Annotated in this window: 14 protein-coding genes; 9 read left to right on the top strand and 5 right to left on the bottom strand. The window is 50.9% G+C overall.

What is annotated here, in order from left to right; genetic code table 11:
* Positions 1–7 precede the first annotated feature (7 nt).
* Positions 8–2,008: a transglycosylase SLT domain-containing protein gene (locus ACQ5ES_RS09905; protein ID WP_445016374.1), complete on the top strand. Its 2,001-nt coding sequence runs from the start codon at positions 8–10 to the stop codon at positions 2,006–2,008.
* A 226-nt stretch (positions 2,009–2,234) separates the two neighbouring features.
* A complete protein-coding gene (locus tag ACQ5ES_RS09900; protein ID WP_445016372.1) occupies positions 2,235–3,686 on the top strand; it encodes a TrkH family potassium uptake protein in 1,452 nt (483 codons plus the stop codon).
* On the opposite strand, the gene trkA is transcribed toward ACQ5ES_RS09900, so the two are convergent.
* The 4 genes from trkA to def are packed head-to-tail and all read right to left on the bottom strand — an operon-like array spanning position 3,683 to position 7,816.
* Positions 3,683–5,059, bottom strand: coding sequence for a Trk system potassium transporter TrkA (trkA, locus tag ACQ5ES_RS09895; protein WP_445016370.1), 1,377 nt, complete (start codon positions 5,057–5,059; stop codon positions 3,683–3,685). The genes ACQ5ES_RS09900 and trkA overlap by 4 nt on opposite strands.
* A complete protein-coding gene (gene rsmB / locus ACQ5ES_RS09890) occupies positions 5,056–6,360 on the bottom strand; it encodes a 16S rRNA (cytosine(967)-C(5))-methyltransferase RsmB (protein WP_445016368.1) in 1,305 nt (434 codons plus the stop codon). Before rsmB ends, trkA begins: the two co-directional genes overlap by 4 nt.
* Complete coding sequence (fmt, locus tag ACQ5ES_RS09885; RefSeq protein ID WP_445016366.1) at positions 6,353–7,306, bottom strand: methionyl-tRNA formyltransferase; 954 nt, start codon at positions 7,304–7,306, stop codon at positions 6,353–6,355. Before fmt ends, rsmB begins: the two co-directional genes overlap by 8 nt.
* A gap of 3 nt (positions 7,307–7,309) precedes the next feature.
* Positions 7,310–7,816 carry a peptide deformylase gene (gene def / locus ACQ5ES_RS09880; protein ID WP_445016364.1) on the bottom strand — a complete coding sequence of 169 codons (507 nt, stop codon included), beginning with the start codon at positions 7,814–7,816 and terminating at the stop codon, positions 7,310–7,312.
* Positions 7,817–7,897: 81 nt separating this feature from the next.
* Here def and ACQ5ES_RS09875 point away from each other — a divergent pair, with 81 nt between their 5' ends.
* From ACQ5ES_RS09875 to aroE, 7 genes are all read left to right on the top strand, one after another.
* Positions 7,898–9,007 carry a LysM peptidoglycan-binding domain-containing protein gene (locus ACQ5ES_RS09875; RefSeq protein ID WP_445016362.1) on the top strand — a complete coding sequence of 370 codons (1,110 nt, stop codon included), beginning with the start codon at positions 7,898–7,900 and terminating at the stop codon, positions 9,005–9,007.
* A 40-nt stretch (positions 9,008–9,047) separates the two neighbouring features.
* Positions 9,048–10,085, top strand: a complete 1,038-nt coding sequence (gene dprA, locus ACQ5ES_RS09870; RefSeq protein ID WP_445016360.1) for a DNA-processing protein DprA — start codon at positions 9,048–9,050, stop codon at positions 10,083–10,085.
* Positions 10,086–10,087: 2 nt separating this feature from the next.
* Positions 10,088–10,561: a DUF494 family protein gene (locus ACQ5ES_RS09865; RefSeq protein WP_445016358.1), complete on the top strand. Its 474-nt coding sequence runs from the start codon at positions 10,088–10,090 to the stop codon at positions 10,559–10,561.
* Positions 10,562–10,957, top strand: a complete 396-nt coding sequence (locus ACQ5ES_RS09860; protein ID WP_445016356.1) for a DNA topoisomerase family protein — start codon at positions 10,562–10,564, stop codon at positions 10,955–10,957.
* 18 nt (positions 10,958–10,975) lie between these two features.
* Positions 10,976–11,527: an L-threonylcarbamoyladenylate synthase type 1 TsaC gene (gene tsaC / locus ACQ5ES_RS09855; RefSeq protein ID WP_445016354.1), complete on the top strand. Its 552-nt coding sequence runs from the start codon at positions 10,976–10,978 to the stop codon at positions 11,525–11,527.
* Position 11,528: 1 nt separating this feature from the next.
* On the top strand, positions 11,529–12,446 hold the full coding sequence (hemF, locus tag ACQ5ES_RS09850) for an oxygen-dependent coproporphyrinogen oxidase (protein WP_445016352.1): 918 nt from the start codon (positions 11,529–11,531) through the stop codon (positions 12,444–12,446).
* A gap of 110 nt (positions 12,447–12,556) precedes the next feature.
* The gene (gene aroE / locus ACQ5ES_RS09845) at positions 12,557–13,393 is read left to right on the top strand and encodes a shikimate dehydrogenase (RefSeq protein WP_445016350.1); all 837 of its coding nucleotides are present in this window, start codon (positions 12,557–12,559) and stop codon (positions 13,391–13,393) included.
* 8 nt (positions 13,394–13,401) lie between these two features.
* On the opposite strand, the gene ACQ5ES_RS09840 is transcribed toward aroE, so the two are convergent.
* Positions 13,402–13,683 carry a hypothetical protein gene (locus ACQ5ES_RS09840; protein ID WP_445016348.1) on the bottom strand — a complete coding sequence of 94 codons (282 nt, stop codon included), beginning with the start codon at positions 13,681–13,683 and terminating at the stop codon, positions 13,402–13,404.
* Positions 13,684–13,827 lie beyond the last annotated feature (144 nt).

The following is a 13,827-nucleotide window of genomic DNA, read 5'->3' as shown; positions in this document are numbered from 1 at the left end:
TGAAAATATGTGGTTAAATCGAACTACAGCATGTGCGCTTCTGTTTACATCGGTTCTCTTTACAGCGGTAATTCCAACCGACACTCTAGCTGAGTCCAAAATCCATGATCCCCTATTAAATGGGGGCGATCAGCGTGAATTGCAACGTCAGTTGTTTGTGAAAGCCGAATACGCAGCAAAGCGTGGTCGGCTAAACGAGTACAACCAGCTGTTGGAAGAGCTTCGTGGCTATCCATTGCTGCCTTACCTGGAACTCGAGCGGCTGCTGCAAGTGGGATACGTCGCCAACGAAGATCGGGTACTGGAATTTTTTGAAGTGCTGGGGAATACCCCTCTTGATTGGCAACTTCGCTATCCATGGCTTGACTATCTGGCGCGAAAGAACGAGCAAAAACGCTTTTTACGCGATTTTATTTACCCTGGACGGTTAGAACACCGTTGTTATTTCTGGCGTTTTAGTTTGCAGCAAAAAACTCAACCTGAGGCGGCGGTGATGCGCGCGGTAGACCAGTTATGGCTGACGGGAGAGTCGTTGCCGAAAGCTTGTGATCCTTTGCTCGCAACGTGGACAAAAGCCGGTCATCGCACGGAAGATATGGTCTGGCAGCGGGCAAAACTGGCAGCGGAAGATGGTAAACATACCTTACTACCTTATCTGGCAAGCTTGCTGGAAGCACCTACCACCGATCTAATTGATAGTTATCATCGCGTTCGCCGTAATCCGGCTAACTTAGTGCGTGAGCTTGATGCCTTAGCACAGCATAGCGGCAAAGCAGCGCAGCGAGCGGCAAGCATCGTGACCTACGGTTTAGGGCGGTTGATTTGGCGCGATCCGGATCTGGCGGTCCGAACCTTGGCAGAACTGCCCGGTGAGATACCTCTTTCTGAGAACCAACGTACTGAGTTAGAACAAAAATTTGCGGTGGCCTTAAGCGCAAAAGATCACCCTGCGGCGCACGAGTGGCTTGCTCTATTGCAAGCTGATGAACACACTGCAGCGACGTTGCAATGGCAGCTGGCCGACTGGGTGCGCGAGGGAGACTGGCAAGCTTTGGTAAGCCATCCGGCGGCGGCCATCGGCATTAAGAACGAGCAAGATCAATGGTTCTATTGGCGGGGGCGGGCCTACGAAGAATTAGGGCAATCGGCACAAGCTGACAGTGATTTTCGACATATCGCGGGGCAACGTAGCTACTATGGCTTCCTCGCGGCAAGCAAATTGCAGCTACCCTTGCAGTTGGCACGAGAAAGTATTAAGTACAGCGCAGATGAACTCACCACTATTCGCTCGCTTGGTGCTGTGCAACGCGCCTACGAGTTTTTACAGCTGGAACGCTATATCGAAGCGCGGCGGGAATGGTATCAGTTGCTACAAGGTGCCGAGCCGCGGCAGCAGGAATTGCTGGCGGTACTGGCATCGCAGTGGGGCTGGCATGATCAAGCGATTTACACCCTGGGGCAGTTAGGCGAGTTTGGTGCTATCGAACAGCGTTTTCCGTTTGCTTATGCCGACGAGCATCGGGCTCATGCAGAGACTGCGGGAATCACGTCGGATTGGGTATTTGCGATTTCGCGTCGGGAAAGTGCATTTCGTTTTGATGCATACTCTCATGCCGGCGCACATGGGTTGATGCAACTGTTACCGAGCACCGCACGCTATATAGGTCGACGTGATTATGCCCGACATGATCTGCAAAACGTCGGTGTCAACATTCGGCTGGGCACCCGTTATTTGGCGGATTTAAAGCGTCGTCTGGGCGATAACTGGGTAGTAGCTACAGCAGCGTACAATGGCGGTATTTATCGTGTTATTGACTGGATTCCGCAACAGCCTATGGCGATTGATCGCTGGATCGAGACCATTCCTTATCGTGAGACTCGGGATTACGTGAAAAATGTATTGGCTTATCAACAGATTTATTTGATGTTAGAAAAACCGGAACAGCCGATAAACCGTTTTACCGAATTGACGGAAATGACAATAAGTAAATCGTCGCTGGGACTTTAAAGGCTATGACACAGTATTAGACGCCAGCAGCGCCGCGTGTTGACGAGGTATCTGTGGTGGTAGTTCGCGAATCTGCCTAGTTACACTACGATTATGCCAATCAAAAAGTTGTCACGCATTGTTTGGCACAGTACGATGCCATGCAGAACAACAAGAACTTGCCGCCGGCATTACAAAACGCGACACAAGGGCGTGTCACATTGAAACGTCAAACTGGGGATAATCCGTGCGCCTAAGAAGTATTCTTCGCATATTAGGGCTGTTGATATGCTTATTCAGCGTTACGCTGCTGCCACCTGGGGCCGTTGCCTTAATTTATGGTGATGGCGGCGGTACTGCTTTCACGTTAGCCTTTGCTATCAGTTTGATTATTGGTTTTTTTGTTTGGTACCCCAACCGGAAGCAGAGTACCGAGCTGAAAATCCGCGATGGATTTTTGCTGACCGTGCTGTTCTGGACCGTATTGGGAATGGTCGGTGTTATGCCTTTGTGGTTCGCCGAAGAACTGCCTTTGTCTTTCACCGATGCAGTGTTTGAGTCGTTTTCGGGCTTAACCACGACCGGGGCAACGGTGATTCAAGGTATTGAAACACTACCGCATAGTATCTTGTTTTATCGGCAGCAACTGCAGTGGTTGGGCGGTATGGGTATTATCGTGTTGGCGGTGGCGATACTACCTATGCTTGGCATCGGCGGCATGCAGCTGTACCGCACCGAGATTCCTGGTCCGCAAAAAGATACCAAAATGACACCGCGAATTGCGGATACAGCCAAACACCTCTGGTATATCTATGTCGCGCTCACAGCAGCTTGCGCGGTGGCTTATCGCCTGGCTGGTATGGGCTGGTTCGATGCCATCAGTCACTCCTTCTCGACCATCGCGGTCGGTGGATTCAGTACTTACGACGCCAGCATGGGGCACTTTAACAGTAGCGCTATTAACACCATTTGCGTGGTGTTTTTGTTGCTCTCAGCCATCAATTTCGCAATTCACTACACGGCCATAACAGGGCGTACGCTGATGAGCTACTTCCGTGATCCGGAGGTTAGGGCCTTCCTGGGGATTCAGGCAACGTTGGTTTTCATTGTGTTTGCTGCGGTACTCGTTCACGACCAGTTTGTGGATACGGGGACAGCTTTTAACCAGGCCATGTTCCAGGCTGTTTCAATTAGCACCACAGCGGGCTTCGCGACTACGGATTTTGCCTCATGGCCACTGTTTTTGCCAATATTACTCATTTTTGCCAGTTTCATCGGCGGCTGTGCCAGCTCGACCGCGGGTGGCCTAAAAGTCGTGCGCGTGGTGCTGTTATTTCGCCAAGGCGTGCGTGAACTTAACCGGTTGGTTCATCCGGCAGGAGTTTACACGGTGAAATTAGGCAATCGGATCTTGCCGCAACGCGTGGTTGAGGCGGTTTGGGGCTTCTTTGCAGCTTATGCGTTAGTGTTTGTGGTGGTAATGTTGGGCTTGCTTGCTACCGGGCTTGACGATATTACGGCCTTCTCGGCTACGGCTGCTTGTTTAAACAATCTAGGCCCTGGTCTTGGCGACGTCGCGGCTAATTACGCGACCATCCCTGATGCCGCAAAATGGCTGCTAGTCGTCGCCATGCTATTCGGCCGGCTTGAGGTCTTTACTATTTTGGTCTTGTTAACGCCAACATTCTGGCGCTCTTAAAAGAATAGAGCGCTTGGCTGGAACAGGCGCTCAACTTCCCGTACATATTTCTTATCGACCAAGAACAAGATAACGTGATCATCCGCATGCAGCACCGTATCGTCGTGCGCAATCATAACCTCGTGACCTCGAACAATTGCACCAATGGTGGTGCCGGGTGGCAACTTAATTTCACTGATTGATTTGCCGACTACTTTCGATGTTTTTTCATCGCCGTGGGCGATAGCTTCGATGGCCTCGGCAGCGCCTTTACGCAAGGAGTAGGCATTAACGATGTCACCCTTACGGATCAATGATAACAGTGCAGACACAGTGGCGCGCTGTGGAGAAATGGCAATATCAATCACGTTATCTTGCACTAAATCAACGTAGGCCTGGCGTTGAATGAGCACCATGGTTTTCTTAGCGCCCATTTTCTTTGCCAGCATGGCGGACATGATGTTGGCTTCATCGTCGTTGGTGACCGCAATAAATACATCGACGTCTTCAATGTGCTCGTCACTCAGCAAGCGACTTTCTGAGGCATCACCTTCCAGGATGGTGGTATGACGCAACTTTTCATTAAGTTCTTCGCCACGGGCGACATTACGTTCAATGAGTTTAACGTGGTGATTCTCTTCCAGTAAGGCAGCCAGGCCTGCGCCGATGTTGCCACCACCCGCAATCATTATGCGCCGGTATTGGTGCTCGAGCTTTTGCATTTCTTCCATTACCATACGGACATAGCGCGTATCGGTAATGAAAAACACTTCGTCTCCGGCTTCGATGATGGTAGTGCCCATCGGGCGAATTGCCCGGCCTTGACGGAAAACTGCGGCAACCCGTGTTTCGACATTAGGCATGTGCTCTTTGAGTGATGAGATGGCATGACCGACTAACTTGCCGCCATAATAAGCTCGCACCGCGACCAGACTGGCGCGACCGCCAGCAAATTCCATCACCTGCAAAGCGCCGGGGTAATCGACGAGCCGCTTAATGTAGTGCGTGACTTGTTGTTCTGGCGAAATGGTGTGATCCACCGGAACATCGTCCTTATGGAACAACTGGTCTTTAAAGTCGATGTATTCTTGTGAGCGCACTCGGGCAATCCGCTTAGGTGTGCGGAATAGGGTGTAAGCAATTTGGCACGCCATCATGTTGGTTTCATCGCTTGGTGTAACAGCGATAAGCATGTCGGCGTCTTCGCAGCCGGCATTACGTAAAACTCGAGGATGTGAGCCGTGTCCTTGCACAGTGCGAATGTCGTGCCGATCGGAAAGCTCGCCTAAACGTCCCGGATCGATATCGACAACAGTAATATCATTATCTTCGCCGACTAAGTTTTCGGCTAGCGTGCCACCGACCTGTCCACCGCCAAGAATCACTATTTTCATTGTTGCTTTTCCACAATTGCGTAAAAGAAGCCATCACCGTCTTGCTCACCGGGAAGTCGTTGCCAGCAGCTTGCACCATCGGGTGCTGTGGGCATGGGCCGAGCATCTGGATGACGCTGACAAAATGCCGCTATTTGCTGCTGATTTTCGTCTGGAAGTAGTGAGCAAGTTGCATAAACTAACCTACCACCAGCACTTAGTAATGGCCAGAGGGCATCAAGCAGTGTCGCTTGGATTTTTACCAGTGCACCAATGTCACTCGCGCGGCGCAACCACTTAATATCTGGATGGCGGCGGATAACACCAGTGGCGGAGCAGGGTGCATCCAGCAAAATACGATCGTAAGGTAAGCCGTCCCACCATTGTTCGGGTTGCGATGCGTCACCACAGAGAACATTGGCATCAAGTTGCAGGCGTGTCAGATTTTCTTCGACACGCTCCAATCGTCGTGCGTCAACATCAAGCGCATGCACATGGGCGGTCGGGGTTTGTTCAAGAATATGCGCGGTTTTACCACCTGGTGCCGCACAACAATCAAGTACGCGTTGTTCAGTTTGTGTTTGCAACAAAGTCGCGGCGTACTGGGCGGAGCAATCTTGCACTGAAAACCAGCCTTCCGCGAAGCCGGGCAGCTGCCGCACATCAACGGCTTTTTGTAGTTTCAGTGCGGTCGGCAGTGCAGTAATACTGTCAGCTAGCAACAGTTCCCCATCATAGGTGTTCAGTGCTTGGCGATAGTCCGCCACAGTGATCTGTTGCGTGTTGACGCGCAGCCACATCGGTGCCTGTAGATTATTAGCTTCGAAAATAGCATCAGCTTGGTGCGGGTAAGCGTGTTTGATCGCGTCAGCAAGCCAGCGCGGGTGACCGTACTGCAATTCGGAGTTGCTAGCCAACTCTGCTAGAACCGCTTGGCGTTGCCGCTGCAAGTTGCGTAACACGGCGTTGATTAAGCCTTTTTGCCGGCGCTTTTTGAGCAATTCTGTTGCCTCTACTGTGGCCGAAACTGCCGCATGATCGGAGGTTCCCATAAACATCAGTTGGTAAGCGCCCACTAGCAACAAATAATGCAGTATTACCAGATCTTTTTTGAGGGGCTTGTCAAGAAACTTAGCAAGAGAGGCATTCAGTAAGGGTAAGTTGCGCAAGACACCGAAACATAATGACTGCACCATTGCACGATCGCGGGACTCGAGTTTCGAGGTGTAATCGGGTAGCGCTTGCGACAGCGAACGGCCGTGCTCAAGCACCTGAGCGAGCGCTTGTGCAGCAGCGGCTCTGGAATCAGCACCTTTACTCATGAGACGTTCCTTGCAATTGGCTACCAACCGTAAACCAGTCTGCGCGTCCGTTCAAAAAGTCACTAACAGGCATTACTTTCTTACCCGGGGGCTGTAATTCGGTAATACATAGTGCTAGTTCGGTTGTTTGCACAACAATGCCATGTTTGGTAGCAGCTAAGACGGTGCCTGGGGCGCTGCCCGAATCACCTTCAACAACTTTCGCGTGCCAAACTTTTACCGTACCACCAAGACTTTCCAGCCACGCCACCGGCCACGGATTAAATGCGCGTATCCAGCGCTCCAAGACGGCAGCAGGTTGCTGCCACTCCAGCTCGGCCTCTTCTTTGGCCAATTTTTGTGCGTACGACACCAGCGTTTCGTCTTGCGTTTGTGCGTGCTTAAGATAATTAGGTAGATCTTGCAGAGTCTCCAGTAACGCCTCAGGACCAAGCTCAGCGAGCTTGCCATAAAGTGACGATGAAGTTTCAGCAGCAGCAATGGGAACCTCTTTGCTTAACAATACCGGACCCGTATCTAAGCCTGCTTCCATTTGCATAATGGTAACGCCGGAGTGGCTATCACCTGCCCAAATCGCGCGCTGGATTGGCGCTGCGCCCCGCCAGCGCGGGAGTAATGAGCCGTGTACGTTGATACAGCCAAGCTGTGGCAGGGCTAATATTGCGCTAGGTAAAAGTAAACCGTAGGCGACCACCACCATAACATCGGCATGGTAAGTAGCGAGCTGCGCCTGGGTGTCGGGGTCTTTAAGTGACGCTGGTTGTTCTACCGGTAAATCGTGTTTGAGAGCGAGCTGTTTGACAGCACTCGCCTGAAGCTTCTTGCCGCGACCTGCGGGACGATCGGGTTGCGTGTAAACCGCAACGATCTGGTGCGCTTTGCTCGCAAGAAGTGCAGCTAAATGGCCAGCTGCAAAATCGGGGGTGCCTGCAAAAACAATTCGCATGGTCTAAACCGCATCCAAACGAGCTTCTTTCTCTAGTTTTTTACGAATCCGATTGCGCTTTAATGGTGATAAGTAATCAACGAAAAGCTTACCGTTCAGGTGATCAATCTCGTGTTGAATGCAAACTGCAAGTAAACCTTCAGCATTCATAGAAAAAGTTTCGCCATGGCGATCAAGTGCTGAAACAGTAATTTTTTCGGCGCGCTCCACCTTGGCGTACACCCCAGGAAACGACAGACAACCTTCTTCATTTGCGAACAAACCGTCTTTTTCTGTAATCTCTGGATTGATAAAAACTAACGGCTGGTTCTGATCTTCGCTACAATCAGCGATGAAAAGTCGTTTATGTACATTGACTTGTGTTGCTGCAAGGCCTACACCATTAGAGTCGTACATAGTTTCAAACATTGCGTCGATGGTTTCACGCAAACTATCATCTACACTAGTAATGGGTTCTGCGACGGTGCGTAAACGCTCGTCTGGATACTTTAAAATAATTAAATTAGTCATAACTCGTCTTTCGTTAGTTTCATCTTTGCCAATTTTAACGTAATTTGGGGATGAAAACACGAGTTTACAATGGAGCTCAATATGGCTACCTGGCGATTCCAAGCGATTGCGGTCATCGGTTTATTGCTAATACCTTCAGCGACGGCGTTCGCGACCCAACAAAATGAGACCTCTGCGGCTTCAACGACCAGCGGTGATGTGGTTCGTTTACGCGAAGATGCACCGCGAGAATATGTGGTCAAAAAAGGTGATACGCTGTGGGATATTTCAGAACTGTACTTAAATGATCCATGGCACTGGCCAGAACTTTGGCGACTGAATGATGATATCGCGAACCCGCATTTAATTTATCCCGGCGATCGGCTTTATTTATCTTGGGTAAATGGGCGGCCGCAACTTAGTCGCAAGGAATTCCGCGCTATGACGCCAGAGGGCGTGCTTGAGCGCAAAGGTAATCCAATACCGACGTTCGATCGAGCGGCCTTAGCGCCGTTTATTGATGACCATCACATCGTCAGTGCTGCTGAGTTTGCCAGTATGCCGCGCATTCTTGGCGATAATCGCGGCGCACCGAGGATCAATGGCATGGCACCGGTATACATTGATGGTGCGGTTGAGTTGGATGAAAAATATCGGGTATTTACCGATGTGCAAAACATCGGCAATTTTACCCTGTTACGCGATGTTTCCGGAGTGCGTATCACCTATCAGCATGCGCAAACGACCGAAGGCGAATTAATCAAACCGCAGCGTGAAATTCGGCGTGGCGACGTAATTCTTCCGCGCCAGCAAACGGTGCTACCGGAAATTATCAAAGCGACCACGGGCGCGCCTGTTGACGGTTACGTCGTGGGCACTCTAAACGACGCAGATAAACATGGTAAATACGATGTCGTAGTGCTGGATAAAGGCAGTATGCACGGCGTAGAAGTTGGTCAAATGTTTCAGGCGTTACGGCCCGGCATTGATGTATTTGTCGACGAGGAACCGCCAGCAGCAGCAAATCTGTACAAGCCATACGACGACATTTCGCGCAAGTGGAGAGATACTCTTAGGTTGCCGCCACGCGCGACGTCGGAACTATTGGTTATAAAAACTTATCCTGAAATAAGCATGGCAATAGTAGTAAGTGCTCATGATTGGTTTGAAGTTGGGGCTTATTATATTCCTAAGCAATTAGCCTCCGATTAACATTTAACATTTAACACTTTTAGCTGCACAAGGATGTGCGATGAAACCCTCACTTTTAGATGTTTTGGCGCTGACACGGCTGACAGCGCAAGACCGACGTAAAATTCGCAAACTTAGCAGTTTCGCTGCAGCCCAAGCGGTTTTAACTAAGCCTGAAGATGCGGTAGCGGCTCGCGATCTAAAACTAACCGAGCTGTGGCTAAGTCGTGGCCAACGCCGTATTATTCATTGGTTTGAAGCAGACTATCCAGAAGCGCTACGAACCATTTCGCAACCTCCACTGATCCTTTTCGTAGCGGGTAACAGTGCGCTACTACATGCACCTCAGGTTGCCATCGTCGGAAGTCGCAAAGCCAGTCCTCCAGCGCAAAACACCGCTCGCTTTTTTGCCGAACATTTAACCCGTGCAGGGCTACTCGTCAGTAGTGGTTTAGCGCAGGGCGTGGATCGCGCTGCACATGAAGCCGCGCTTAGCGCTGGAGCCACGTTAGCGGTACTTGGCACCGGTCCGGACCAGTTCTTTCCCAAACACCATCGACAGCTTCAACAACGCATCGAGCAAGGAGGGGTGCTGGTGTCAGAATTTATGCCGGGAACATTAGCGCGGCGTGATCATTTTCCCAGACGCAATCGTATCCTAAGTGCTCTGGCTTTGGGTGTGCTTGTGGTCGAAGCGCAACTGAAAAGTGGAAGCCTATCGACAGCGCGTCTGGCGCTTGAGCAAAACCGGTCGCTGATGGCGATTCCAGGGTCCATCTGGGACAACGGCATGACCGGCAATTTAAAGCTGCTGCAGCAAGGAGCTGCGCTTGTTACCAATGTTGAAGACGTCTGTAACGAGTTGAATTTTAAACGACAAACCCCAGTCGTTAGAAATGAGTGTGAAAATAAATCAGAGCGGAGCTTGGCAAACCCCAGATTGTTGGCTAATGTGGGCAATGAGGCTACATCGATAGACACTATCGTAGCGCGCAGCGGACTACCGGTCGCTGTGGTGTCCGAGCAGTTGGTGTTATTAGAATTAGAGGGGCGAGTGGCTTCAGTCGCCGGTGGTTATATAAAAGTGGGGAGGCGCTAAAGATGTTTGATATCCTCATGTATCTGTTCGAGAACTTCATCCACTCGGATGTTGAGGTGGTGGTTAACCATGATGAGCTCACTGATGAACTCACGCGGGCGGGTTTCCGCCAGCAAGAAATTCATAAAGCGCTAGCGTGGTTGGAACGCTTGGCTGAACTCCAGGACAACCAAGTTAAACCTTACCTAAACCGCTCTCAAGGCAGTACAACACGAGTGTTCACCGCGGAAGAAACGGCGCGCTTAGATTGCGCGAGTCGTGGCTTCCTGATCTATCTCGAGAATCTTGGCGTGCTCGATTTCGCAACCCGCGAAATGGTAATGGACCGCGTGATGGAACTCGACATGGCAGAAGTGACGCTGGATGATCTGAAATGGGTGGTCCTCATGGTGCTCTTTAACGTACCAGGGTGCGAAGATGCCTATAATCAGATGGAAGGCTTGTTGTTCGAGGAAGCAGAAGGTCTCTTGCATTAAATGACCGACAACTTTCTAGAACCTCAGTCGCTGGGTGTGCCTTGCCCCCGGTGTGAGAAAGATCTGCAATTGAAAAAAGGGCGGTTCGGACTCTTTGTTGGTTGTAGCGGCTACCCTGATTGCGACTACATGACTGCAGCTGACTTCGATCCGGGTACTGATGTCAGTTGCCCAGACTGTAATGTTGGCAAACTTGTGCAAAAAACCAGTCGTTTCGGGCATTCCTTCTACGCTTGTGATCATTATCCTGAGTGTAAGTTTTCCGTTCCGTTGCCGCCTGTGGCAGAATCATGCCCGACATGTTCTTATCCGCTGTTGCTGCGGAAAAAGACGACAGCGGGAGAGCGTCTTGTATGTGGCAATACTGATTGTGACTATAAGTCTAAAATTCGGTAGTGAACAGAGGATTCCGGCATGAATTGGCAGCCTGCAAAAGCAGCATTCACCAACGGTGAGTTATTGGCGTACCCGACCGAAGCGGTTTTTGGCCTTGGTTGTGATCCGCGCAACGAAGCCGCTGTGATGAAATTACTTACCTTGAAGCAACGGCCAGTAGAGAAAGGCTTAATTCTTGTGGCAGCTGATTACAGCCAGCTGGTGCGATTCGTTGCTGACTTGGAAATCCCTCAGGACAAACGCTTTAGCGTGTTCTCCCATTGGCCGGGTGCAATTACATTGCTGCTACCCGCCGCAGCGGATACGCCGGATTGGTTGACCGGAGGGCGGCGCCAGATAGCGGTGCGCGTGACCGCCCATGAACCTACGCGTCAACTTTGTAAAGCTTTAGGTAGCGCAATTGTGTCGACCAGTGCAAATCTTTCTGGTGAGCCATCACTAACCACTGCGACCGAGGTCCGCAATGCTTTTGCGGACCAGCTTGGCTGGATCATGGACGCCGAAGTTGGCGGCGCAAGTAGCCCGTCAAAAATTATTGATCCATTCACTCAGGAAGTGGTACGAGCTTAAAATGAGTCAACAAGCACTAGATCAAGTAATCGATTACCTTCAGCAGCTGCAAGATCGCATTTGTCAGGCGTTGGAAGTAGCAGACGGCGGTGCCAGCTTCGCCGAAGAGCAATGGCAACGTAAGGGCGGTGGTGGTGGACGCTCGCGGGTATTGCGTAATGGTCAGGTGCTGGAGCAGGGCGGAGTAGGCTTTTCACATGTGTTTGGTGCGCAAATGCCGGCTTCCGCAACCGCTCATCGAGCGGAATTGGCGGGACGTAACTTTAATGCTTGCGGGGTATCGTTAGTGATGCACCCGAAGAATCCCTATGTGCCTACCAGTCATGCCAATGTGCGATTTTTTATTGCAGAAAAAGAAGGTAGCGAGCCGGTGTGGTGGTTTGGTGGTGGATTTGACCTTACGCCATTTTATCCCCTTGACGAAGATATTAAGCACTGGCATCAAGTAGCAAAAGCTGCGTTGGATCCTTTTGGTGCGGAGTTGTATCCAAAGTTTAAAGCTTGGTGTGATGATTACTTTTGGCTGAAGCACCGTGATGAAACGCGTGGTGTGGGTGGGCTATTCTTTGATGATCTTAACGAGCGTGGCTTTGATGAGAGCTTTGCGATTATGCGAGCCGTAGGCGATGCGTATCTTCACGCCTACCTGCCGATCGTCGAGCGGCGCAAAGCGATGCCCTTTGGCGAGCGTGAGCGTGAATTTCAGTTGTACCGTCGCGGCCGGTACGTGGAGTTCAATCTGGTGTGGGATCGGGGCACATTATTTGGCCTGCAAACTGGTGGTCGCACAGAGTCTATTCTAATGTCGATGCCGCCCTTGGTGCGCTGGGAATATGGCTATCAACCCGAGCCCGGCTCACCGGAAGCCCGATTGTACACGGACTACTTGCGCCCCCGCGATTGGCTAACTGAACTCTAGTCATACTGGTCATGTGGTGAGCCAAGGCGCGAATGGCAGCTTCTCCGCCGAACTGTTGATACAGCGAGCGCGGCGATTCTCTGGTTTGTTTAGATTTAAGAAAAGACAAGATGACTCAATTTACGGTATTTGGAAATCCGATAGCACACAGTGTGTCGCCAAAAATTCATCAGCTTTTCGCTGAGCAATTTGGCCTGCAGCTAAGTTATTCGCGCAGTCTATCATCGGTCGCCAACTTTTCGGGGCAGGTGGCAAAATTTTTCCGTGATGGCGGTGCTGGCGCAAATGTCACTGTACCTTTTAAGGAACATGCTGCCTCGTTAGTGACCCATCTAACGCCGCGCGCGAAGCGGGCGGGCGCGGTGAATACATTGATCCCGTTGGGGTTGGGCCAGCTTGCCGGTGATACTACCGATGGCTTCGGACTATGTCGCGACTTACAACGGTTAACTGGCGAGCAGCTTCCGGCACCAACGGTGATTGTGATTGGCGGTGGCGGTGCCGCACGCAGTATCATCGAGCCATTGCAAGCAGTGGGTAGTGAGGTGGTTATCGTCAATCGCACTCGAGCTCGCGTCGAGCCGCTACGCGACCTATTCGCGGGCCTGCAGGTGATGGATCTGACGCAACTGGCGTTGCCGCCGCAAGCCATTCGCGACAGCGCGGGCTTTATTCTGATCAACGCTACTTCAGCATCGCTGCAAGGGGCCGAACTTGAAATTCACTCAGAATGGTTTGCTGGGGCTGAATTGGTGTATGACATGATGTATGGCGCACATGCCCAAACATTTTTAGCTCAGGCTAAACGGGGTGGTGCAAGGATGACTGCCGATGGTTTGGGAATGTTAGTGGAGCAAGCCGCGTTGTCGTTTGCATTATGGCATGAAGGCTTGCTGCCCAACACGGCTACAGTTCTTGAAGCGTTACGAACTAGCAGCCAAAGCTAGTGGGCAAACTAGTCGCGAATGATGAGCTCAGGGGTAAGATTGACTTCGCCAGATTGGTTTACTGTTGCGTAATCGCGGTCTCGTCGCACGACCGCGAGAGGCCCAGCGTCGGGTAAATTGCGAATGAAGGCTAGCTCAAAACCGAACTTACTAAGTTGGTAAACACCAAACTTCTGATCCATAGATAAGCATTCCCACCACTGAGCAGACCCAAATTTGCCGCGCCGACGCTCATGCTTTGGTACCTTGCTAGTACTGATGTCTGAAGGACTCATTGTTGGTGTTTCCATAACGACTAAATTTCCAATTGGTTTGTATATTTCATCGATTATGCAAAAGCTAATATGACGATCATTATAGAAAAATTCAACAACTATTTTTGATTACTATTTCATCTAATGAAGTTCGGGCATATGCGAAAAACATTCTAAAAA

The organism is Pseudidiomarina xizangensis, assembly GCF_052541995.1.
Note: the sequence above shows the minus strand (reverse complement) of the source record. Positions and strands in the feature narration are given on the sequence as shown.

Coding starts and splice junctions, on each gene's coding strand:
- ACQ5ES_RS09905 (WP_445016374.1), top strand. CDS start 8: ATGTGGTTAAATCGAACTACAGCATGTGCGCTTCTGTTTACATCGGTT.
- ACQ5ES_RS09875 (WP_445016362.1), top strand. CDS start 7,898: ATGGCTACCTGGCGATTCCAAGCGATTGCGGTCATCGGTTTATTGCTA.
- dprA (WP_445016360.1), top strand. CDS start 9,048: ATGAAACCCTCACTTTTAGATGTTTTGGCGCTGACACGGCTGACAGCG.
- aroE (WP_445016350.1), top strand. CDS start 12,557: ATGACTCAATTTACGGTATTTGGAAATCCGATAGCACACAGTGTGTCG.
- ACQ5ES_RS09840 (WP_445016348.1), bottom strand. CDS start 13,683: ATGGAAACACCAACAATGAGTCCTTCAGACATCAGTACTAGCAAGGTA.
- fmt (WP_445016366.1), bottom strand. CDS start 7,306: ATGCGAATTGTTTTTGCAGGCACCCCCGATTTTGCAGCTGGCCATTTA.
- ACQ5ES_RS09865 (WP_445016358.1), top strand. CDS start 10,088: ATGTTTGATATCCTCATGTATCTGTTCGAGAACTTCATCCACTCGGAT.
- trkA (WP_445016370.1), bottom strand. CDS start 5,059: ATGAAAATAGTGATTCTTGGCGGTGGACAGGTCGGTGGCACGCTAGCC.
- ACQ5ES_RS09860 (WP_445016356.1), top strand. CDS start 10,562: ATGACCGACAACTTTCTAGAACCTCAGTCGCTGGGTGTGCCTTGCCCC.
- tsaC (WP_445016354.1), top strand. CDS start 10,976: ATGAATTGGCAGCCTGCAAAAGCAGCATTCACCAACGGTGAGTTATTG.
- hemF (WP_445016352.1), top strand. CDS start 11,529: ATGAGTCAACAAGCACTAGATCAAGTAATCGATTACCTTCAGCAGCTG.
- def (WP_445016364.1), bottom strand. CDS start 7,816: ATGACTAATTTAATTATTTTAAAGTATCCAGACGAGCGTTTACGCACC.
- rsmB (WP_445016368.1), bottom strand. CDS start 6,360: ATGAGTAAAGGTGCTGATTCCAGAGCCGCTGCTGCACAAGCGCTCGCT.